This window comes from Herbaspirillum sp. LeCh32-8, from assembly GCF_017814915.1.
Taxonomy (GTDB): Bacteria; Pseudomonadota; Gammaproteobacteria; order Burkholderiales; family Burkholderiaceae_D; genus Herbaspirillum.
The window spans coordinates 1-21439 of the sequence record NZ_JAGIPZ010000014.1; the positions used below are offsets into that span (position 1 = coordinate 1).

General features: G+C 63.9%; 22 protein-coding genes and 1 riboswitch. Of the genes, 12 read left to right on the top strand and 10 right to left on the bottom strand.

What is annotated here, in order from left to right; all coding sequences use genetic code 11:
• On the top strand, window positions 1-269 hold a 269-nt coding region (locus J8I26_RS19695; protein ID WP_209608811.1), incomplete at its 5' end, for a hypothetical protein.
• Here the strand turns inward: J8I26_RS19695 and metF are convergent.
• The 4 genes from metF to metK all read right to left on the bottom strand — a co-directional run bounded on the left by metF (window position 212) and on the right by metK (window position 4405).
• Window positions 212-1054 carry a methylenetetrahydrofolate reductase [NAD(P)H] gene (gene metF, locus J8I26_RS19700; protein WP_209608812.1) on the bottom strand — a complete coding sequence of 281 codons (843 nt, stop codon included), beginning with the start codon at window positions 1052-1054 and terminating at the stop codon, window positions 212-214. The two genes, J8I26_RS19695 and metF, sit on opposite strands and share 58 nt — an antisense overlap.
• On the bottom strand, window positions 1051-1404 hold the full coding sequence (locus J8I26_RS19705; RefSeq protein WP_209608813.1) for a phage holin family protein: 354 nt from the start codon (window positions 1402-1404) through the stop codon (window positions 1051-1053). The genes metF and J8I26_RS19705 overlap by 4 nt, the downstream gene beginning before the upstream one ends.
• A gap of 136 nt (window positions 1405-1540) precedes the next feature.
• Window positions 1541-2947, bottom strand: coding sequence for an adenosylhomocysteinase (gene ahcY, locus J8I26_RS19710; protein ID WP_209608814.1), 1407 nt, complete (start codon window positions 2945-2947; stop codon window positions 1541-1543).
• 49 nt (window positions 2948-2996) lie between these two features.
• Window positions 2997-3084, bottom strand: a riboswitch (S-adenosyl-L-homocysteine riboswitch).
• 157 nt (window positions 3085-3241) lie between these two features.
• Window positions 3242-4405 (bottom strand): methionine adenosyltransferase, encoded by a 1164-nt coding sequence (gene metK, locus J8I26_RS19715; protein WP_209608815.1) that lies wholly within the window; start codon window positions 4403-4405, stop codon window positions 3242-3244.
• 189 nt (window positions 4406-4594) lie between these two features.
• Between metK and J8I26_RS19720 the strand changes: the two genes are divergently transcribed.
• Genes J8I26_RS19720 through dapF form a run of 3 tightly spaced genes read left to right on the top strand, consistent with a single transcriptional unit; the run spans window position 4595 to window position 7237 of the window.
• The gene (locus J8I26_RS19720) at window positions 4595-5443 is read left to right on the top strand and encodes a lysophospholipid acyltransferase family protein (RefSeq protein WP_209608816.1); all 849 of its coding nucleotides are present in this window, start codon (window positions 4595-4597) and stop codon (window positions 5441-5443) included.
• Window positions 5440-6324, top strand: a complete 885-nt coding sequence (locus J8I26_RS19725; protein WP_209608817.1) for a lipid A biosynthesis acyltransferase — start codon at window positions 5440-5442, stop codon at window positions 6322-6324. The genes J8I26_RS19720 and J8I26_RS19725 overlap by 4 nt, the downstream gene beginning before the upstream one ends.
• Window positions 6325-6379: 55 nt before the next feature.
• Complete coding sequence (gene dapF / locus J8I26_RS19730; RefSeq protein ID WP_209608818.1) at window positions 6380-7237, top strand: diaminopimelate epimerase; 858 nt, start codon at window positions 6380-6382, stop codon at window positions 7235-7237.
• A 101-nt stretch (window positions 7238-7338) separates the two neighbouring features.
• On the opposite strand, the gene J8I26_RS19735 is transcribed toward dapF, so the two are convergent.
• Window positions 7339-8952, bottom strand: coding sequence for an SEL1-like repeat protein (locus J8I26_RS19735; protein WP_209608819.1), 1614 nt, complete (start codon window positions 8950-8952; stop codon window positions 7339-7341).
• Between the two features lie 366 nt (window positions 8953-9318).
• Here J8I26_RS19735 and J8I26_RS19740 point away from each other — a divergent pair, with 366 nt between their 5' ends.
• The 4 genes from J8I26_RS19740 (at window position 9319) to J8I26_RS19755 (ending at window position 13380) form a co-directional block, all read left to right on the top strand.
• Window positions 9319-10545, top strand: coding sequence for a porin (locus tag J8I26_RS19740; protein WP_209608820.1), 1227 nt, complete (start codon window positions 9319-9321; stop codon window positions 10543-10545).
• A gap of 390 nt (window positions 10546-10935) precedes the next feature.
• Window positions 10936-11604, top strand: a complete 669-nt coding sequence (locus tag J8I26_RS19745) for a DUF484 family protein (RefSeq protein WP_209608821.1) — start codon at window positions 10936-10938, stop codon at window positions 11602-11604.
• A 62-nt stretch (window positions 11605-11666) separates the two neighbouring features.
• Window positions 11667-12644, top strand: coding sequence for a tyrosine recombinase XerC (locus tag J8I26_RS19750; protein ID WP_209608822.1), 978 nt, complete (start codon window positions 11667-11669; stop codon window positions 12642-12644).
• Window positions 12645-12816: 172 nt separating this feature from the next.
• Window positions 12817-13380, top strand: a complete 564-nt coding sequence (locus J8I26_RS19755; protein WP_209608823.1) for a transcriptional repressor — start codon at window positions 12817-12819, stop codon at window positions 13378-13380.
• Window positions 13381-13398: 18 nt separating this feature from the next.
• Here the strand turns inward: J8I26_RS19755 and J8I26_RS19760 are convergent, their stop codons facing one another.
• Window positions 13399-14136, bottom strand: a complete 738-nt coding sequence (locus J8I26_RS19760) for an HAD-IA family hydrolase (RefSeq protein ID WP_209608824.1) — start codon at window positions 14134-14136, stop codon at window positions 13399-13401.
• A gap of 105 nt (window positions 14137-14241) precedes the next feature.
• Between J8I26_RS19760 and J8I26_RS19765 the strand changes: the two genes are divergently transcribed.
• A complete protein-coding gene (locus tag J8I26_RS19765; protein WP_348635347.1) occupies window positions 14242-15147 on the top strand; it encodes a TraB/GumN family protein in 906 nt (301 codons plus the stop codon).
• 154 nt (window positions 15148-15301) lie between these two features.
• Here J8I26_RS19765 and argB read toward each other — a convergent pair whose 3' ends face one another.
• The 4 genes from argB to J8I26_RS19785 form a co-directional block, all read right to left on the bottom strand.
• Window positions 15302-16195 (bottom strand): acetylglutamate kinase, encoded by an 894-nt coding sequence (argB, locus tag J8I26_RS19770; protein WP_209608826.1) that lies wholly within the window; start codon window positions 16193-16195, stop codon window positions 15302-15304.
• 120 nt (window positions 16196-16315) lie between these two features.
• Entirely contained in the window at window positions 16316-17104 is a 789-nt protein-coding gene (locus J8I26_RS19775) for a hypothetical protein (protein WP_209608827.1), read from the bottom strand.
• A gap of 55 nt (window positions 17105-17159) precedes the next feature.
• On the bottom strand, window positions 17160-17936 hold the full coding sequence (locus J8I26_RS19780; protein ID WP_209608828.1) for a type III pantothenate kinase: 777 nt from the start codon (window positions 17934-17936) through the stop codon (window positions 17160-17162).
• A 2-nt stretch (window positions 17937-17938) separates the two neighbouring features.
• A complete protein-coding gene (locus tag J8I26_RS19785) occupies window positions 17939-18799 on the bottom strand; it encodes a biotin--[acetyl-CoA-carboxylase] ligase (RefSeq protein WP_209608829.1) in 861 nt (286 codons plus the stop codon).
• A gap of 125 nt (window positions 18800-18924) precedes the next feature.
• Between J8I26_RS19785 and J8I26_RS19790 the strand changes: the two genes are divergently transcribed.
• The 3 genes from J8I26_RS19790 (at window position 18925) to J8I26_RS19800 (ending at window position 21186) form a co-directional block, all read left to right on the top strand.
• On the top strand, window positions 18925-20067 hold the full coding sequence (locus J8I26_RS19790; RefSeq protein WP_209608830.1) for a VanZ family protein: 1143 nt from the start codon (window positions 18925-18927) through the stop codon (window positions 20065-20067).
• A 101-nt stretch (window positions 20068-20168) separates the two neighbouring features.
• Window positions 20169-20489 (top strand): NAD(P)H-dependent oxidoreductase subunit E, encoded by a 321-nt coding sequence (locus J8I26_RS19795; protein ID WP_209608831.1) that lies wholly within the window; start codon window positions 20169-20171, stop codon window positions 20487-20489.
• 34 nt (window positions 20490-20523) lie between these two features.
• Window positions 20524-21186, top strand: coding sequence for an alpha/beta hydrolase (locus J8I26_RS19800; RefSeq protein WP_209608832.1), 663 nt, complete (start codon window positions 20524-20526; stop codon window positions 21184-21186).
• The last annotated feature ends 253 nt before the right edge of the window (window positions 21187-21439 follow it).

Consider the following 21439-nt stretch of genomic DNA (forward strand, 5'->3'; position numbering starts at 1 on the left):
TAGCAACGCCCCACACACCGCGCAAGTACTTTTTGAAAAATAAGCAAAATAATTTACTACCTCCACTGCCGCGCAGCACGGCAATCGACTGCAAACTCAGCACAGGCAAGGCTTGCAGCCTCAAGCAGACAAGCAAAAACCAACTTCAAAAACAAAAGAGCCGTCCCTGGCGGGACGGCTCTTATATACACCTGCGCTACCGCTCTCTCGACTACTTGACCAGCCGCTGCCAAATCGACTGCGTCGGCAACGCCTGGTTCAGGGAGTAGAAGTGCAAGCCCGGCGCACCACCTGCCAAAAGACGCTCGCACAACTGCGTCACCACATCCAGGCCGAAAGCACGAATCGATTCCGCGTCGTCTCCGAAGCTTGCCAGCTTCAAGCGAACCCAGCGCGGGATCTCGGTACCGCACATATCCGAGAAGCGCACCAGCTGCGAATAGTTGGTGATCGGCATGATGCCGGCGACGACCGGCACCGTGACGCCCAGCTTGGCCGCATCATCCACGAACCGGAAATAGGCGTCGGCGTTATAGAAGTACTGGGTAATCGCCGAATTGGCGCCCGCCTTCACCTTGCGCACGTAGTTCTGCACATCGTCCTGCGGCGACTTGGCCTGCGGGTGCATCTCCGGATAGGCCGCCACTTCAATGTTGAACCAGTCGCCGGTTTCGGCGCGCACGAACTCCACCAGCTCGTTAGCGTAGCGGAACTCACTGGACGCCTGGTCCATCGCACCATAGCCGCTTGGCAAATCGCCGCGCAACGCCACCAGGCGCTTGATGCCATTGGCCTTGTAGTCATTCAGGATGGCACGCAGGCTTTCCCGCGAGCTGCCGATGCAGGAAAGGTGCGGCGCGGCCTGATGGCCTTCACCGATGATTTCCAGCACGGTGTCGCGCGTACCCTGCTGGGTCGAGCCACCGGCGCCGAAAGTCACCGAGAAATACTTGGGCTGCAGCGTCACCAGCTTGGCGCGTGTCGCACGCAGCTTCTCCGCGCCTTCGGCGGTCTTGGGCGGGAAGAACTCGATACTGAAATTATGCTTGCTCATTGGTTCGATCCTGATTTCAGCAACAACGTCGACAGCGCCCAGGACACGATGCTATACAGCAGCGCGCCACCCACAGCGGACCAGAAGCCGGCCACATGAAAGCCGCCCACCAGTTGCGCGACGACCCAGAACATCAGGCCGTTGATGACCAGGATGAACAGGCCCAGCGTAACCAAGGTGACCGGCAAGGTCAGCACCACCAGTACCGGGCGCACGATGGTATTGACGAAACCGAGAATCAGCGCGGCCAACAGCGCGGCGCCGAAACTGTCGACCTGCACCGAATGCATCAGATAAGGAACGGCCAGCAGGGCCAGGGCATTGATCAGCCAGGTCAGCAACAAACGCATGGTGCGTCCTTTCTGCCCCTGTCGGGACATTGCAGAAGAGATGAGAAAACGCCCGGCCTTCGCGAGACTGCCGCGACGGCCGGGCGCTGCTTTCCGGCGAAAGCGAACCCGGCGCACGGCCAGGATCGCACTCCGATCAGTAGCGGTAGTGGTCGGCCTTGTACGGACCGTCGACAGTCACGCCAATATAGGCAGCCTGCTCGGCCGTCAGCGTGGACAGCTGCGCGTTGAGCTTTTTGAGCTGCAGGCGCGCGACCTTTTCGTCCAGATGCTTGGGCAGGGTGTAGACGCCGACCGGATAGTTCTTGGTGTTCACGAACAGCTCGATCTGGGCGATGGTCTGGTTGGCAAACGACGAGCTCATCACGTAGGACGGGTGGCCGGTGCCGCAGCCCAGGTTCACCAGACGGCCTTCGGCCAGCAGGATGATGCGCTTGCCGTCCGGGAAGATCACGTGGTCGACCTGCGGCTTGATGTTGTCCCAAGTGTACTGCTTCAGGGCGGCGACTTCGATTTCATTGTCGAAGTGGCCGATGTTGCAGACGATTGCCTGGTCCTTCATCTTCTTCATGTGCTCATGGGTGATCACATGGTAGTTGCCGGTGCAGGTGACGAAGATGTCGCCGTGTTCGGCAGCGTAGTCCATGGTCACCACGCGGTAACCTTCCATGGCGGCCTGCAGGGCGCAGATCGGGTCGATTTCAGTCACCCAGACCTGGGCCGACAGCGCGCGCAGCGCCTGGGCCGAGCCCTTGCCGACGTCACCGTAACCGGCCACGATGGCGATCTTGCCGGCCACCATCACGTCGGTGGCGCGCTTGATGCCGTCCACCAGCGATTCGCGGCAACCGTACAGGTTGTCGAACTTGGACTTGGTGACCGAGTCATTGACGTTGATGGCCGGGAAGGCCAGCTTGCCTTCCTTGTGCATCTGGTACAGGCGGTGCACGCCGGTGGTGGTTTCTTCGGTCACACCCTTGATTTCCTTCAGGCGCTTGGAGTACCAGGCAGCATCCTTGGCCAGGTAGCGCTTGATGGAATTGAACAGGCAGACGGCTTCTTCCGAATCCGGCTTGGCCAGCACCGAAATATCCTTCTCGGCGCGCGCGCCCAGGTGCAGCAGCAGGGTGGCGTCGCCGCCGTCGTCCAGGATCATGTTCGAATAGCCGCCATCGGTCCATTCGAAGATGCGGTGGGTGTATTCCCAGTATTCGTCCAGGTTCTCGCCCTTGACGGCGAACACCGGCGTGCCGTTGGCGGCGATCGCGGCGGCGGCGTGGTCCTGGGTCGAGTAGATGTTGCACGACGCCCAACGCACTTGCGCGCCCAGCGCTTCCAGCGTCTGGATCAGCACAGCGGTCTGGATGGTCATGTGCAGGGAGCCGGTGATGCGCGCACCCTTCAGCGGCTGGGAGGCGGCGAACTCTTCACGGATCGCCATCAGGCCCGGCATTTCGGTCTCGGCGATCTTGATTTCCTTGCGGCCCCAGTCGGCCAGGCCGATATCGGCGATGATGTAATCTTGCGAATTGGTAGTAGACATGGCAAACGGCGCTGTTCACGCCCTCCTTTCAATAAAAGCCAGAAAAAAAGTAACGTGAGCGCGGTTGCCAGGCGCATGGCGCCTGTTCACCGCGTCAAGCCTGGCAGGGAATCCCTGTCGCAACGCTCCTTGCAACGGTGAGGCATTGTGAGGTTTTACTGCAGAGCCTGGATGCAATGCCAACGTCCAGGCAGAGCGGACATGTATCGATCCGCGGGAGGTGCATTGTAGCGCGGGCAAGGCGATCAGCAAACCCCTGAGGATTTGCCGCCCGCCTTGCCGCGCTGCCGGGAATTACAGGCCGGCGGAGGCGCGCAGTGCAGCGGCCTTGTCGGTGCGTTCCCAAGTGAATTCCGGCTCTTCGCGGCCGAAGTGCCCATAAGCGGCGGTCTTTGCGTAGATCGGGCGCAGCAGGTCCAGCATCTGCACGATGCCCTTCGGACGCAGGTCGAAGTGCTCCATCACCAGTTGCGACAGCTTTTCGTCGCTGATCTTGCCGGTGCCGAAGGTGGTCACCATCACCGAGGTCGGCTTGGCGATACCGATCGCGTAGGACACCTGGATCTGGCAACGCTCAGCCAGGCCGGCGGCCACGATGTTCTTGGCCACGTAACGGCCGGCATAGGCCGCCGAACGGTCGACCTTGGACGGATCCTTGCCGGAGAACGCGCCGCCGCCGTGCGGAGCTGCGCCGCCGTAGGTATCGACGATGATCTTGCGGCCGGTCAAACCGCAGTCGCCTTGCGGGCCACCGATGACGAAACGACCAGTCGGGTTGATCAGGTAACGGGTATTCTTCAGCCACTCGGCCGGCAGCACCGGCTTGATGATTTCTTCGATGGCGGCTTCGTGAATGGCTTTTTGCTCGATATCCGGCGAGTGCTGGGTCGACAGCACCACGGTGTCGATGCCGACCGGCTTGCCGTCGACGTACTTCAGGGTGACCTGGGACTTGGCATCCGGACGCAGCCATGGCAGACGGCCGTCCTTGCGCAGTTGCGACTGGCGCTCGACGATGCGGTGCGCGTAGTAGATCGCGGCCGGCATCAGTTCCGGGGTTTCGTTGCAGGCGTAACCGAACATCAGGCCCTGGTCGCCGGCGCCCTGCTCGAGGTCGACGCCCTTACCTTCGTCAACGCCCTGGGCGATGTCGGGCGATTGCTTGTCGTAAGCGACCAGCACGGCGCAGCTCTTGTAGTCGATGCCGAAGTCGGCGTTGTCGTAGCCGATACGCTTGATGGTTTCGCGGGCCACGTCGATATAGTCGACGTTGGCGCGGGTGGTGATTTCACCCGCCAGCACGACCAGACCGGTGTTGCACAAGGTTTCTGCAGCAACGCGCGAGAGCGGATCCTGGGTGAAGATGGCGTCGAGAATCGCGTCGGAGATCTGGTCGGCGACCTTGTCGGGATGGCCTTCGGAGACGGATTCGGAAGTGAAGAGATATTCGTTGGACATGCAAGCCTCAAACTGAAAACGATTTACCAATGTCGCGGCTACCATTCAGTCGTGCCTGCGACGCTTTAGCGAAATTTATACCCCGTCTCGCAAGTTGTCATTAACTCGACGGCATGTGCTATTTTACGCGTCTTGCGATTTTCTGCAATTTCGCCGGGTTTCCCTCCCGTACTTCTGTTATCGGCAAGTATGCTTGTTTCTTTATTCCGCCTGCTCTCTTTTCTCCCACTGCCCGCCTTGCACGCCATTGGCGTAGCGACCGGCTGGCTGGTCTTCCTGGCGTCGCCTTCCTATCGCCGCCGCCTGAAGGACAACATCAACCGGGCCGGGCATGGTGCCTATCTATATAGAGCGGTCGGCGAAGCCGGCAAAGGCATGTTCGAACTACCGTTCATCTGGTGCGCCTCGCCGCGTCGGGTGTTGCGCACCGCCAAGATCGAGGGCTGGGAGCTGGTGCAGGCGCATCTCGATGCCGGCCGCGGCGCCATCCTGCTGACCCCGCACCTGGGCTGCTTTGAAATCGCCGCACAGGGCGTGGCCATGCACACGCGCCTGAGCGCGCTCTACCGGCCGCCGCGTAAAGCTGCGTTAAAACCGTTGATCGAAGGCGCCCGCGCGCGCGCCAACCTGCAGCTGGCCCCCGCCAGCCTGGCCGGCGTGCGCATCCTGCTCAAGGCGCTCAAGAGCGGCCAGGCTATCGGCCTGTTGCCGGACCAGGTACCCCAGTTCGGCGAGGGCGTCTGGGCAAACTTCTTCGGCAAGCCCGCCTACACCATGACCCTGTCGGCCAAGCTGCAGCAAATGAGCGGCGCCCCCATCATCCTGACCTATGCGGAGCGTCTTTCCTGGGGCCGCGGCTTTGTCCTGCGCTTCATCCCCTTCGATGGCGAGCTGGAAGGCAACCCGCAGCAACAAGCCACCGCCATCAACGCCGCCATGGAAAAGCTGATCGCGCGCTGCCCGGCGCAATACATCTGGAGCTACAACCGCTACAAGGTGCCGGCAGGCGTGGCCAAACCCGAGGAGGCCGCACAATGAGGCTGCTACTGGCAATCATGTGGATCCTGCACTGGCTGCCGCTGCCCATCCTGGGACGGCTGGGCGAGGCGCTCGGCTCGCTGCTCTATATGTATATGAAGCCACGCCGCCGCATCACCCTGACCAACCTCAGGCTGTGCTTCCCCGAAAAGACCGAAGAAGAACGCGAACGCATCGCCAAGCAACACTTCCAGGCCTTCGCCCGCAGCGCCCTGGAGCGTGGCATCCTCTGGTGGGCACCGATCTCCCGCCTGCGCCGGCTGATCAAGGTCGATCCGGGCATGCCGCTGGACACCTTCGCCAAGGGCCCGACCATTCTGCTGGCGCCGCACTTCGTCTGCCTGGAGATCCCGGGCGCCACGCTGGGCGTATTTTCCGAGTACTCCGCCTGCACGATCTATACGCAGCAGCGCAACAAGGTCATCGACCGCGCGCTGCTGAAAGGCCGGCTGCGCTTTCGCCCCGCGACGCTGCTTGCCCGCGAGCAAGGCGTCAAACCCATCATCCGCGCCATGCGCAAGGGCCTGCCCTTCCTGATGCTGCCGGACATGGACTTCGGCATCCGCGACGCCGAATTCGTCCCCTTCTTCGGCGTGCCGGCCGCCACGCTGACCGCCACCGCCCGCATCGCCGCGGCGACCGGCGCCGCAGTGGTGCCGGTGGTGTGCACCTTCCTGCCCAACTACCAGGGCTGGAAAGCCACCTACTATCCGGCCTGGACCGACTACCCCGGCGACGACATCGTGGCCGCCACCCGCCGCATGAACGAATTCATCGAAGCGCGCGTGCGTGAACACCCGGCGGAATATTTCTGGGCGCACAAACGCTTCAAGACCCGCCCCTCGGGCGAGCCCGACGTCTACGGCAAGGAAGACAACTGAGCGGCAGCGCCGTTTTCGCCCTGTAAAACCGGGGCATCGTCCTTATAATCCAGTCATGAAGATCAAATTCACCAAAATGCACGGCGCCGGTAACGACTTCGTCGTGCTGGACGCCGTCAACCAGGCCATTGCCCTGACTCCGGACCAATGGAAGTTCATTGCCGACCGCCGCTTCGGCATCGGCGCCGACCAGATGCTGGTGGTGGAAAAAGCGCGCGGCGAAGGCGTGGATTTCCGCTACCGCATCTACAACGCCGACGGCGGTGAAGTCGAGCAATGCGGCAACGGCGCACGCGCCTTCGTCAAGTTCGTCACCGACAAGGGGCTGACCGACAAGCGTGCCATTCGCGTGGAAACCATGTCCGGCATCATCGAGCCGCGCCTGGAAGATGACGGCCAGATCACGGTCGACATGGGTGCGCCCATCCTGACGCCGGCCGACGTCCCGTTCGACAGCGCAGGGCTGCAAAGCCGCGCCGAAGGCGAGGATGCGCTGTGGCCTCTGGACGTTGCCGGCAAGACATCCTGGATCTCTGTGGTATCGATGGGCAACCCGCACGCGGTGCAGGTGGTCCCCGACAGCGAAGCGGCTCCGGTGTTGGACGACGGCCCGCTGGTCGAACGCCATGCGCGCTTCCCGCGCCGGGTGAACGCCGGCTTCATGCAGATCGTCGATCGCCATCACATCAATTTGCGCGTCTACGAACGCGGCGCCGGCGAAACCCTGGCCTGCGGCACCGGTGCGTGCGCAGCAGTGGTGGCAGGCATCCGCCGCGGCCTGCTGGACTCGCCGGTCGCGGTACAAACCCACGGCGGCGTGCTTAGCATCGCCTGGGAGGGCGTGGGCCAGCCGGTGATGATGACCGGGCCGGCGGTGTCGGTATTTGAGGGCGAGATCGAGCTGCCCGACTGAGGCCGCTGATACCAAAGACGTTGCCTCGCTCAGCGCCCAAGGACAAACGGCTTGCCAGTTGGCAAGCCGTTTTGCTTTCTACGCCTGGCCGTACACGCCGGTCAGGCCTCGACCTGCCGCTCCTCGACGTCCTCCGGCGCCCCCGCCTGGTCCGGCAACGCGGTCTTGAGGCGATAGAGACGCTGACGGTAATTGCCTTCCGGTCCGGCAGGCCCGCAATCCACATCCTCGAACAGGCGGCCGATGCGATTCAACGCGCCGCGCTCCTCGCCTGTCTCGACCATGATCAGGCGTCGCTTGCTGCGCGCGTACTGGGCACGGATATCCACGACCAGACAATGGCCGCAGTCGGCTTGCTTCAAGTCCAGCAACAGCGCCTCCGGACGCGACAGCCCGAATAAGGTCGCCAGCTCGATGCGGGCCGCCAGAAAAGGATAGGCGTTGACCAGCTCGCGCGTAAGCTGCCCGCGCGCCTGCACCGCCCACTCGGCGGGCTGCGGACGATCAGCCACCTTGTCCAGCAGCGCGCCGGCATCGGCGTTGCCCTGCACGGCGGCCTTCTGCAGCCAGTACAGCGCGCGCACGTCGTTGCTGGGGTCGTCGCGCCGATTACGCCAGGCGGAAACGCCGCACTCCAGCTGCGCCGCCACATGCCCCATCTCGGCGGCGCGCTCCAGATAGTGCTGCACATCGACCAGGTTGCGCTGCGAGAACTCCGGTTTGAGATAGATGCGCGACAAGGCGTACCAGCCGGCGGCCATGCCCTGCTCCCCTGCCAGCAGCAGCCAGCGGATCGCCTTTTTATAGTTTGCGGAGCCCTGACCGGCAAAGCGGCGCGCTCCGGCCTCATCCATGCGGCCGTACAACAAACCCAGCGCCAGTTGCGCATCGCGGTCGCCGGCCAATGCCGCCAGTTCGAGCAGCTGTTGTATATAAGAGAGATCCGGTTTGCGCTCGCCCAACAGCACCTCAGCCAAGCGCCGCAGCAAAACAATATTCTGGCTGCCGAGGCTGGAGGCCAGGGTGTCGGCCGGCGCGTTCAATTGCGCAAGCAAGGCGGCGTATTGGCGCAACAAGCTTTGCGCCAACGGCTGGGCGCGCTGGCAGAAGCCCTCCATGTCGCCCTGGCGCCAGGCGGTATCGGCCAAGGCATGTTGTGCCTGCTCGATGCCGGCGTCGGCGGCCTTGCGGGTCCACTGCTGGATATCTTCCTGTGCCGCAGGCACCGGTTCCTGCGACTGCACGTCTTGCGCTAAAGCACTCGCCGCCGGCGGCTGCGCCGGATCGGTCTGCCGGCCTTGCTGGGCCAACAGCCACTGGGCGTCAGGATTGCCTTCGCGCGCCACCACCTCGAGCGCGCGGATCGCCTTCTTCTTCAGCTCCGCGCTGATCTGGGCGACATTGCCCAGCACCAAGCGCGCAAACACCAGTCCGGCCTTGCTCAAGCCGGCATCGAACGCGCGCTCATACCATTGCGCGGCCTCATGAGGCTTGGCCAGCGGCATCACGACTTCATAGGGGATGTGCTGGGCAATGAGCATCCAGGCATCGGCCAGCCCCTGGCGGGCGGCACGTTCGAGCCAGTGAAATGCGGTGCCCAGGCTTTGCGGCAAACCGTTGCCGCCAAACAGGTAGCGCTTGCCCAGCGTCAGCTGCGCGTCAGCCTGTCCGGCGCGTGCAGCACGAATGATTGCGAGATCTTCCCGATTGGCCATCAGCCTTCCAAGTAGGTCAGAAAACCAAAATTATGCCCCACAAATCACATTTTTTTAAAATTGCACGCCGTTGAAGACAAATGCATCCTTTTAACAACACCCCTCTTAGCGAGACGTTGCGAATCAAGATATCCCCGCAAAGACCGTTATAGAGGGATGGCTTGCAAGCGGAAATTTGCCGTCCGTGCATTTTCCGAGCTCAAAACGTTTGAAAAAAACAACACTACACACGACGTTTGGCGCTTTCAACCAAAATTCCAGCCGCCAAACGACCAATCTGCGGCCATGCCAAATGAGAACCCTTAATGTCTCACCATCCGACTAGAAGTACGGATCCTCAAGACTATTTTTATAGAAGGATGTCAAATGAAAAAATCTCTGCTGGCACTGGCCGTTCTCGGCGCGTTCGCAGGTGCTGCTCAAGCACAAAGCTCCGTCACTATCTACGGTATCATTGACACTGGTGTCACCTACACCAGCAAGGTTCAAACTACCGGCACCAACACCGGCAGCAAGTTCGCCGTCAACTCCGGCGTGATCAACGGTTCCCGTATCGGCTTCAAGGGCGTGGAAGATCTGGGCGGTGGCCTGAACGCCGTGTTCAACCTGGAAGTCGGCTTCAAGAACGACACCGGCGCCCTGGATGACACCAAGCAATCGAACGACCTGTTCCGCCGTAAGTCGGTGGTTGGTCTGTCGGGCGGCTTCGGTACCGTGCTGGTTGGTCGTCAAACCGACTTCGCTGACACCATCTCCGCTTACACCGCTATCGCTGACTTCGGCGGCGTGACCTCCAACGCTGGTTCGGGCATCAACCGTCTGCAAGGTACCCGTACCCAGAACTCCCTGTCGTACACCACCACCAACCTGGGTGGCTTCACCGGTAACCTGATCTACGGCTTCGGCGAAACCGCTGGCAAGACCTCCGCTGGCCAAGCCTTCGGCCTGGGCGCCAAGTACGACAACGGTCCTCTGGGCCTGGGTGCCAACTACTACCAATCGAAGCGTACCCCGGCTGGCTCGACCACCGGCAGCGCTGACACTGGCCTGTACGCTTCCGGCTCCAGCACCACCCTGGCTCAGACCGCATCGGCTGGCGCTTCCGGCGACACCGCATTCAAGGTCTTCAACCTGGTTGCTAGCTACCAGTTTGGCCCGGCACGCGTGTACGGTAACTGGTCGCGCATCAAGCAAGACCTGCAGAAGAACCAAGTCGGCGGCACCGTCACCGGTGATGGCGCTACCTACAGCACCGGCCTGACCGCTGCTAACCGCACCACCAACGGCACCCTGGCCCTGGCAAACAAGGCTGACATGTTCGAACTGGGCACCGCCTACGCTCTGAGCCCGTCCCTGAAGCTGCTGGCTGCTGTGGAATACACCACCGCTAGCTTCGACGGCCTGAACGGCAAGGGCAAGCTGACCCAATACAACCTGGGTGCTGACTACTGGCTGTCCAAGCGTACCGACCTGTACGCATTCGTGTCCAACCTGCGTGCTAAGGACATGAAGAACCCAGGCGTGGTTGGTGACACCACCGGCAACGATGCTAGCCAAACCGCTGTCACCGTTGGCGTTCGCCACAAGTTCTAATTCAAGGACCTGACACCGGCATGAAAATGTCGGTATCAACCTGAATTAAACTGATTCGGGCCTGCATGAGCAATCATGCAGGCCCGTTTCTCTTTTGGGGCCTGAAATCCTTGCACGACATTTCGCCCCGGACGCATGGATTGGCAGAGCAATCAAAGGCGACGCGAATCGTCCCTGCATCGCCCCTCAAACGCCAAAGCATCCCGACAACAGGTAAAAAGACGGCAAAATCGCCCAAACCGCCCGCAAACGCCCGCGCCGGTGATTGTCAGCAATTCCGATAGCGAGGATAATCTCGCGGTAATTCAGGCGGGCCCTGCCGGTACGAACGCCGATACCGGCCTTGCAATGTGCAAGGCGCCCGCCGCCAACACAATAAACACACACGCGATGACCTCCCAACTGGATTCCGACCTGATTGCCGAATATCTGCTCGACCACCCTCACTTCTTCGAGGAGCACGCAGAGCTGTTGTCGACGGTCAAGTTGACCAGCCCGGTGATGGGTCGCGCGGTCTCGCTGCAGGAGCGCCAGATGGAGATCCTGCGCGAAAAGATCCGCGTGCAGGAACTGCACATGGCCGACCTGATGCGCATCGCTCAGGAAAACGACGAGATCACCAACAAGTTCCAGTCCTGGACCCGCGCCCTGCTGCTGACCCGCAACGAAAGCGACCTGCCGCGCGCGCTGGCTGACCAGCTGAAGGAAATCTTCCACGTGCCGCAAGTCACCGTCCGCCTGTGGAACCTGGCTGAAGCGCACGCCGGCAACTGGACCTCGGAATCGGTCTCGGAAGACGCGCGCATCTTCGCCAACGGCCTGTCGGCGCCCTTCTGCGGCCCGAACAAGGATTTCGAAGCGGCCACCTGGCTGGAAGACGGCGCCTCGGTCAAGTCGGTCGCGATCCTGCCGCTGCGCGTGGGCGCCTCGCCGGATGCGTTCGGCCTCTTGGTGCTGGGCTCGCCCGATCCCAATCGCTTCACCTCCGACATGGGCACCGACTTCCTGACCCGCATCGGCGAGACCGCCAGCGCCGCACTGGCCTGCCTGCGCGGCTGAAGATAGCCTGCCCCATCCTCCGCCGCGGCCGGGCAGCGCGGCACGGCCTCTGAACGATGAGCATGGATAGCACTGCGCAATCGCTGATCAGCCAATACCTCTCTTCGCTGCGCTCGCAACGCAAGCTGTCGGCGCATACCGTCGACAACTACGGGCGCGATCTGGTCGAGCTGCGCGGCCTGCTGGCCGGCCCCGACAAGGACGCGCAAGCGGGCGATCCCGACTTGCGCAAGACTACCCAGGTACAGATTCGCAAATGCGCCGCGCAATTGCACGCGCGCGGCCTGAACGCACGCTCAATCTCGCGCAAGCTGTCGGCGTGGCGGGGCTTCTTTGCCTGGCTGTCGATGGAGGTGGAGCTCAAGGCCAATCCGGCCGACGGCGTGAAACCGCCCAAGAAAAGCAAACCCCTGCCCAAGGCGCTGGCCGCCGATGACGCCGTGCGCCTGGTGTCGCAAGGCGATCCCGCCAAGGATCCGTCCTCGACGATGGCGACCTGCAATCGCGCCATGTTCGAACTGCTGTACTCCAGCGGCTTGCGGGTATCCGAACTGGGGGGGGTCGATATTGCGGACGTGCGCGAAGGCGCTTATGAATCGGCCGGCTGGATTGACGTTGACAATGCCGAAGTCACCGTCACCGGCAAGGGCGGCAAGAAGCGCAAGGTGCCGGTCGGGCGTGCGGCGCTGGAGGCGATTGCCGCCTGGCTGCCGATTCGCGCCGCGCTGGTCAAGGCAGATACGGGCACAGACTGCCACGCGCTGTTCCTCAGCGAGCGCGGCACCCGCATGTCGCCGCGCGTAACGCAGCTGCGCCTGAAGGCCCACGGCAAATCGCTGGAGATGGCCAGCGACGTGCACCCGCACATGCTGCGACACTCCTTCGCCACCCACGTGCTGCAGAGCTCAGGGGATCTGCGCGCCGTGCAGGAGATGCTGGGCCATGCCTCCATCACCGCCACCCAGGTCTATACGGCGCTGGACTTCCAGCGTTTGGCGCAAGTCTACGACCAGGCTCATCCGCGCGCTAAAAAGAGCTGAACCAAGAGCTGAACCGCTGCCCCCTGAGACGCCCCTGTCGACGCAAGGGAAAAACGACGGTCTGCATGGGCTAAAATGGCGGAAGATGCGGCCCGCCGAACAGACTGATCTCGACGCAGGCCAACTCCAGCCAATCACTGGCGCGCCCTGAAACACCAAGCCGATATCGACCATGAAAGCCAAAGCCGCCGAAACTCCCGCCAGCAGCCATACCAGCCAGGCCGCCACGATGGCCGCACTGGCCGAGGCGCAACTGCGCGAAGCCGGCGTGCGCGTGACGCAGGCGCGGGTGAACGTGCTGGGCGCCCTGCTGGAGACCCGCAGCGCCGCGTCGCACCAGGATATTCAGGATCGCTTCGCAGGCATGGATCGCGTGACGCTGTACCGTGCGCTGGATTGCCTGACCGAGGCCGGCCTGGCCCACAAGATTTCCAGCGACGATCGCATCTTCCGCTACAGCGCGGGCGCCGACCACGGCGAAAACGGCCTGCATGACCATTCGCACGGCAAGCAGCACCAGCACGGCCATTTCAAGTGCACTCGCTGCGCGCGCGTGTTCTGCCTGGATGCCAGCGACGGCACCGACTTCCTGGCCACGGTGCTGCCGGACGCCGACAAACACCGCTCCACCGCCGCTCAGCTTCAGTCGGCCCTGCGCAAGACGCTGGGCAAGGGCTTCCAGAGCCACGAAGTGGAACTGACCATCAAGGGCTGGTGCGCCGACTGCGCCGACTGACGCCGCCTTCGATCTTCCTTACTTTCGCAGCGCCCCCAGCTTGGCCAGGCGACGCGGCAACTGCCGCACCGACTTCACCTTGACGTCGACATAAGACGGCAGGCGACTGCGCACACGCTGCGCGCCCAGATGGCCGAGCATGGTGTTGCCGACCAGGTATTGCGTCACCCAGGCGGTGCGCACGCCCAGCTCGCGCGCCGTCTTCAGATTGTCCACCGTGTCTTCCACCAGGATGCAGCGGCGCGGGCTGACCTTCTCCCGCGCCAAGAGCTTGCGCAGCATAAGGCGCGAAGGCTTGGGCCGCAGCTGGCGATGCACGTGCATGGACTCGATCGAGATATGGTGCGAGAAATGGCGCTGGAGCCCAAGGTGGCGCAGCAGATCGCGCGAATAGCGGCGCGGCGCGTTGGTCAGCAGGATCTTGCGTCCCGGCAGTTGCGCCAGCCAGCGGCCGATGCCGCGCTCGGCACGCACCATGCCCAGCAGGTCATCGAACAAATGCGCCTCATGAAGGAAATCCTCGATGCGCACGCCATGGTGGCGCACCATGCCCAGCAGGGTGGCGCCATACAATTTCCAGTAATGCCGGCGCAGATGGTTGACCGCCGCCTCGTCGGACGGGTGACCGCCCTCCTCCAGCACGCGCGTGATGTAGCGGTTCATGTTCGCGTTGATCGTCGGGAAGATCGCGTGCGAGGCGTTGTGCAGCGTATTGTCGAGGTCAAACAGCCAGAGCGGTGTAGTATTGGACGCCATAAATCAAGCCGGCCGCGCCCCGGAGGCGGGCGGGTGTAGAGAAACAAACAACGAAACAAGCAAGAAAGGCCAGCAGTGAAAGGTTTTGCCGGAAGACTGATTATAGTGACATTGGCGCTACTGTTCTGCTTTTACCTGCCGGCCACCGGCGCCCCGGCAGCGGCGGCGGCCGACGCCCCGCCAGCAACACCCCTGCGCGGCGCGCTGTACAAGGTCTCCGATGGCAGACACACACTGCACCTGTTCGGCACCATCCACGTCGGCGCACCGGATTTTTACCCGCTGGAAAACCGAATCGCACAAGCGATCGCCCAGGCGCCGACACTGGCGCTGGAGCTCGATCCGCAGAACGCCGGCGCGTTGCAGGCGGCGGTGCAGCGTCACGGCATCTATCCTGATGGCCGGCGCTTTGAACAGGCGCTCGATCCCGTGCTGACCCGGCGCACGCTGGCGGCCCTGAAGCGCTACCAGCTGCCGGCCGAACGCCTGCAAAACTTCCGTCCCTGGATGCTGGCCACCGCGCTGACCGTGCAGGAGTACGCCCGCAGCGGCTATCAACCGGAGCTGGCGGTCGACAGCTACCTGGCCACCGCCGTGCGCGCACAGGGCGGCAAGGTGATTGAGCTGGAAAGCGCAGAGCGCCAGATGGGCATCTTCAGCCGCCTGGATCCGGCGCAACAGGCCCGCTTCCTCGGCGACACGCTGGACGAACTGGAAGACGCCGACCTTACGCAAAAACTCAATGACCTGGTCAATGCCTGGCGCCGCGCCGACAGCGCCGGCTTCGCGCAGGCCTTGAAGGAAATGGACGACGACAAGTCCTTCGCCAGCACCTTCACCCGCCACGCCCTGCTGGACGAGCGCAACCCCGGCTTGGCCGACGGCATTGCCGCGCTGCTGCACCGGCAGGACAAAGCGGTCGCCGCCATCGGCATCCTGCACCTGGTCGGCCCCGGCAACGTGCCGGCATTGCTGAAGAAAAAGGGATTGCGCGTCGAGCAACTCTACTGAGTGCCGGCGGTGAGCCGCGCCGTAGTGCCGTGAGCACTGGATGAAGAACGACGAACAGCGGCGTCGCCGCAACCGCTGGAAAACAAAAAGGGATGAGCGTGCTCATCCCTTTTTTATTGCCCGCCCCGTCAGGAGCACCAACGAGGCGCTGCGATCAGTGCGAACGGATCATGGTGCCGAAGGCCTGCTCGGTCAACACTTCCAGCAGCAGCGAGTGCTCGATGCGGCCGTCAATGATGTGCACGGTGTTCACGCCCGACTTGGCTGCGTCCAGCGCCGAGGAAATCTTCGGCAGCATGCCGCCGGAGATGGTGCCATCGGCAAACATCTCGTCGATCTCGCGCGCCGACAGGTCGGTCAGCAGGTTGCCGGCCTTGTCCTGCACGCCGGCGATGTTGGTCATCATGATCAGCTTTTCAGCGTGCAGGATCTCGGCGATCTTGCCGGCCACCACGTCGGCGTTGATGTTGTACGCCTGGCCGTCGTCGCCGAAGCCGATCGGCGAGATGATGGGGATGAAGGCGTCGTCCTGCAGCGCCTTGACCACCGCCGGGTTGATCGCCTCGATCTCGCCCACGTAACCGATATCCAGGAAATTGCCCGGCTTTTCCTTGTCCGGCATCTGCATCTTGCGTGCACGAATCAGGCCGCCGTCCTTGCCGGTCAGGCCCACCGCCTGGCCGCCGTAATGATTGATCAGCATCACGATGTCCTGCTGCACTTCACCGCCCAGCACCCATTCCACCACTTCCATGGTCTCTTCGTCGGTAATGCGCATGCCTTGCACGAAGGTGCCTTGCTTGCCGATCTTCTTCAACGCCGCGTCGATCTGCGGGCCGCCGCCGTGCACCACCACCGGGTTCATGCCGACCAGTTTCAGCAGGATCACATCGCGCGCGAAGCCGTGCTTCAGGCTTTCCTCGGTCATCGCGTTGCCGCCGTACTTCACGACGATGGTCTTGCCGTGGAATTTGCGGATGTAGGGCAGCGCCTCGGCCAGAATTTCGGCTTTGATCTGGGGAGCTACTTTGGTGAGGTCGGTGGTCATGGCAATGTCCTGTGACTGGATGGTGGTGGGGGTGGTGAATTCAAGGAACGCGATTTTACATGGAAAGAACGATCCGTTCGTGACGTTTGCAATGACTGTGCATTAACGGCAACGCCAGGCTCAGGCTGAGCAGGAGCGGATTTCCTGCTCCGGGAAATCACCCTTGATGCGCTCGAGCGCGCTACGCGCATCCGGCGCCAGGTCGCGCAGCTGAAACACCTGCTTGCCGGCCCCGGATCGGCGCGCAATGATGCGCGCGCTGCGCACGCCCTGGGAGATCAGTTGGCCGACATAGGCCTTGGCGGCATCCTCGGTGCGGAAGATCCCCAGCGATACGCCGTAGCGCAGTGCCGGATTAGGGAAGGTGTCGGGAATCACGTAGAAATCCTGGATGCCCAGGCGGCGCAACTCCGCGGTGCGGCGGTCGGCGCCTTCACGCCCATCCTGCGGCGGGATATAAACCATGTGGCTGGTCACGTCCTGGGTCAGCTTCTGGACCACCTTGTCGCCCAGGTTGAGGCTGGCCAGTTGCGCGGAAAAGCGGCGCGCGTCGGCGGCGCTGAAATTGCCCACCTCGGTGCAAGAAGGCGCCGCCACAGGCTGCGCCGCGGCCTGCGCGGTCTGGACCGGAGCCGAGGAGGAAGCAGGAGTGGCGGAAGAAGCGGCAGCGCCAGCCGCGCCCGGCTTGGCGCCGGCATCGGCAGCAGGGGCAGGCTCCTGGGTGCGCACCTGCTGCACCAGCTTTTCGCTGTTGGGCGGCAGGATGCTGAGCAACTCGGGACGCAACTGTTCAGCCAGGCGCTGCGGCTCACGGCGCTCCGACGCGCCGGCGCCGAAATAACCGCGCTGCAATCCGAACAGGATCACATTGCCCAACAGCAGTAGACCAACCAGCAATTTCAGCTTCATCCGCGCGTCGTCTTCGTTTGACCTGAACCTTGTCGTGAATCGGGAGGCGGCCAGCTCAGCCGCCGTGGGTCATGGCCGCATGCAAGCCGACCAGAACCAGATTATCCACCTTTTCCAGCGCCGCATCGCCAGTGGCCAGATACGGCGCCAACACCATCGCCGCGCCGCCGGCCAGCACGCAACGCAGCGGCTGTCCCGGTCGCTGGCGACGGCGTTCGGCCAGCGCATGCTCGATCGCGCCGGCCTGGGCCGCCACGCAACCGGAGACGATGGCGTCGACCGTGTTGTTGGCGAAAGCAGCCCCCGGCGGCGCCACTTCGCCAACCTGCGGCAACTGCGCCGTCGACAGCGCCAGCGAGGTCATCATGGTGCCCAGCCCGGGCAGGATCATACCGCCCTCGAATACGCCGTCGGCGCTGATCACGTCAATCGTGGTGGCGGTGCCGCAGGTGGCCACCAGCAACTCCTCGCGGGGAAACATCCTGCGCGCGCCGATGGCTGCGGCAAAACGGTCGCTGCCCAACTGCTGCGCATTGCGATAGGCATTGCGCAGGCCCGCGCGCTGCGGCGCCGAGACGAACCATTCGATCGCCACCGCGGCGCCAAAGGCCTGCACCAGCGCCGCCTCGATCTGATCGCGCAGCACCGGGCCGGCGACGTTGGAAACGCACACCGCAGTGATCGTTCCCAGCTTGCCCCAGTCGGCTGCGAGGCGCTCGACCTCGCCGCGCTCCAGCGTCCCTTCATGCAGCCAATGCCCCGCGCCGGCCCGCGCGCGATCGGCCGCGACCCACTTGATGCGGGTATTGCCGGCGTCGATCAGCAACAACATGCTCACTCCTGCAGGCGCAGCGACAGATCGCCGGCTAGCACCGTCACGCGGCCGGCTTCGGTATCGATCAGGAAGCGCCCCATCATGTCGACGCCGGCGGCCGTGCCTTCATGCACGATACGGCCGTTGTCGAGCACGCGCACCGCTTGCCCGGCGTAAGAGTGGAAGGCCTGCCAGCGCTCGATGAAGGCGCTGAAGCCGCGCTGCTCGAACTCGGTCAAGACGTCGGCCAGTGCGCTGGTGATGATGGCCAGCACCGTCTCGCGCGGCTGTTTTTGCAGCTCCGGCGCAGCGCCGACGGCGCGCTGCAGTTCGGCCTCCAGATCCGGCGGCACCGCCAGGTTCAGGCCGATGCCGATCACGGCCCAGGTGGCGTCGCCGCGCCCGCCGTCAGCGGCGGTCTCGATCAGGATGCCGGCCAGCTTGGCGCCGTCGCGCAGCACGTCGTTGGGCCATTTCAACTGCACCTTCACGCCAAACACCCCGAGCGCCTCGGCCAGCGCCACGCCGACGGCCAGCGGCAGGCCCAGCAAGGCGTGCAACGGGCGCTCAAAGCGCCAGGCCAGCGAGAAGGTCAGCGCCGACTCCGGCTCGGCGCGCCACGGGCGGCCGGCGCGACCGCGGCCGGCGCTCTGGCGATCGGCCACGCGCAGCAGCGGCCCGGCGAGGCTGGGCAGGCGCTGCACCAGGTCGATATTGGTCGAACCGGTGCTGGCCACCGCCTGCACCTCGATGCGCTTGGCATTGGCGTTGCCGGAACCCGCCAGCAGCGTAGCCAGGCGCCCGGCGTTGACCAGCAAGGGCGTGCCGGCGGCGTCGTGAGCAGGAGCAGCGGCGATCGCGGGCGGCAATGGGGAAGTCATGTTCATAGCGCACATTGTAACGGCAGAGCGGCCTTCGGCGATGCCTGCGCCCACCCTCCGGCGCACTGCAAAGACGCGCCGCCCCGGCTGCACCCCCTCGCGAAAATCGGTTACCCTCATGCCCCATGGAAGCCAAGCCCGACACTACGGCCGCCCCGCCAACCCATGCTCCCGCCGCCTCGTCCTTCGCGCGCGTGAGCCTGCTGGTGTACACGTTGCTGATCGTCTATGCCAGCTGGTATCCGTTCTCCGGCTGGCGCGACATGGGCCTGGGACCTTTCGACTACCTGTGGGCGCGCCTGCCGTATTACTGGACCGGCTTCGACGTCTGGACCAACGTGGCCGGCTACGCGCCGCTGGGCGCGTTGCTGGTGCTGGCGATGTATCCGCGCGTCAGGCCGCTGTGGGCAATCTGGCCGGCCACGGCCGCCGGCGTGCTGCTGTCGGCCTGCATGGAAGCAGTGCAGACCTGGTTGCCCACGCGCATCCCGTCCAACCTCGACCTCATCACCAATTCCGCCGGCGTGTTCCTGGGCGCCCTGCTGGGCGCAGCCAGCAGCCGCTACTTCCTGCGCGAAAGCCGTTTCCTGGCGATGCGCCGGCGCTGGTTCTCGGGCGAAGCCAGCCGGGGCCTGGCGGTGGCCGGCCTGTGGCCGCTGGCGCTGATCTATCCGCAGAACCACCTATTCGGGCTGGGTCACCTGGTGCCGCCGTTATCGGCCTTCTTCTCGGACCTGCTGGACACGCCCATCGACCTGGCCACCAGCTGGATCAACAACGCGCAACTGAGCGCCGAGCAATACTGGCTGTCCGACGTGATCGTCACCGCCTGCGGCCTGACCGGAGCGTCGCTGCTGTTCCTGTTGCTGCTGCGCCGGCAAGCGCCGCGCCGGCGGCTGGTGCTGCTGTACCTGCTGGCATGCATTGCGGTAAAGTCGCTGGCCTGCGCGCTGTTCTTCGCGCCGCAAAACGCCTTCGTCTGGATCTCGCCCAGCGCGGTCGGCGGCGTCATGCTGGGCGCCATGATGGTGGCCGGCCTGTCCTTCGCCCCGCCCACCGCGCAGCGCCGGGTGGCCGCGCTGGCGCTGATCCTGAGCCTGGCGGCGACCAACGCGGTGCCGGCCAATCCCTATTACATTTCCACGCTGGAAACCTGGGTGCAGGGCAAGTTCCTCAACTTCGACGGCGCCGCCCAGTTCCTCTCGGTGCTGTGGCCTTTCCTGGCGATCTGGTTCCTCTACCACCCGGTGCACCGGAAACAAAAATGACCGGGGTGTATCATTGAGTCTTTGCCGCAATCCCGCGTCCGCCAAGGCCAACCGGCTGACAGGACGCTGACGCGGCGCCGCTTTCACGGAGCCAAGCGCATATGAGCGACCAGCCCTTCTACGAACACCACGTCTTCTTCTGCCTCAACCAGCGCAAGCCGGGCGAGCGCACCTGCTGCGCCGACAAGGGCGCGCAGTCCGCGCAGGAGCACGCCAAGAAACGCATCAAGCAACTCGGCCTGGCCGGCGAAGGCAAGGTGCGCATCAACAAGGCCGGTTGCCTGGAACGCTGCGAAGAAGGCCCGGTGGTGGTGATCTACCCGCAAGGCACCTGGTACACCTTCGTCGACAATGAAGACATCGACGAAATCATCGACAGCCACATCGTCGGCGGCAAGATCGTCGATCGCCTGAAGATCTGAGCCCCCTCACCGCACTTCGCCACAGCCACACGCAATGAACGCACATACCCAGAATTTCATGATCGCCGGCGCCGTCGGCCAGCTCGAATGCGCGCTGGACCTGCCGGATCCCGACGCCTTCGCCGCCCCCGTGGGCTTGGCGCTGGTGGCGCACCCGCACCCGCTGTTCGGCGGCACGATGGACAACAAGGTGGCGCAAACGCTGGCGCGCACCTTCCTCGCGCTGGGCTATGTCGCCGTGCGCATGAATTTCCGCGGCGTCGGCAAATCCGAGGGCACGCATGACCACGGCGCCGGCGAGACCGACGACATGGCGCTGCTGCTGCAGCACATGCGCGCGCAATACCCCGACCTGCCGCTGGCACTGGGCGGCTTCTCCTTCGGCACCTTCGTGCAGGCGCAGCTGCAGCAGCGCCTGCTGCAAGCCGACCCGGCGCAGGCGGCCGAGCGCCTGGTGCTGGTGGGCACCGCCGCCGGCAAATGGCCGATGCCGCCGGCGCCGGCCAACACCATCCTGATCCACGGCGAACAGGACGACACCATTCCGCTGTCTGCGGTGCTGGACTGGGCGCGCCCGCAGGAACTGCCCGTGGTCGTGATCCCCGGCTCGGATCACTTTTTTCACCGCAAGCTGCAACATATCAAGAACGTGGTGGTCGAAAGCTGGCATCGCCGTCCGGCGCAGCCGCAAGCCTGATCTGCCGCTGCCGCGCGGCGATGGGGTAAGCGCCGCCACGCGCGGCTTCCGTGAGGGGATTTTCGGGGTAGAAGATCCATTCAAATTGGGGACGGAAGCGGTACGGCGTTTATAATCCCGGGTGCAATCCGTCTCGCAGTTCCAATCGGATGGTTCTCCAGGCTGCGGCAAGCGCCGACAGCCGCCGGACCCGCCTGGCTTCACTTCACTTTTCAAACCAACAGCAACGATGTTCCCCGTGCTGGCAATTTTT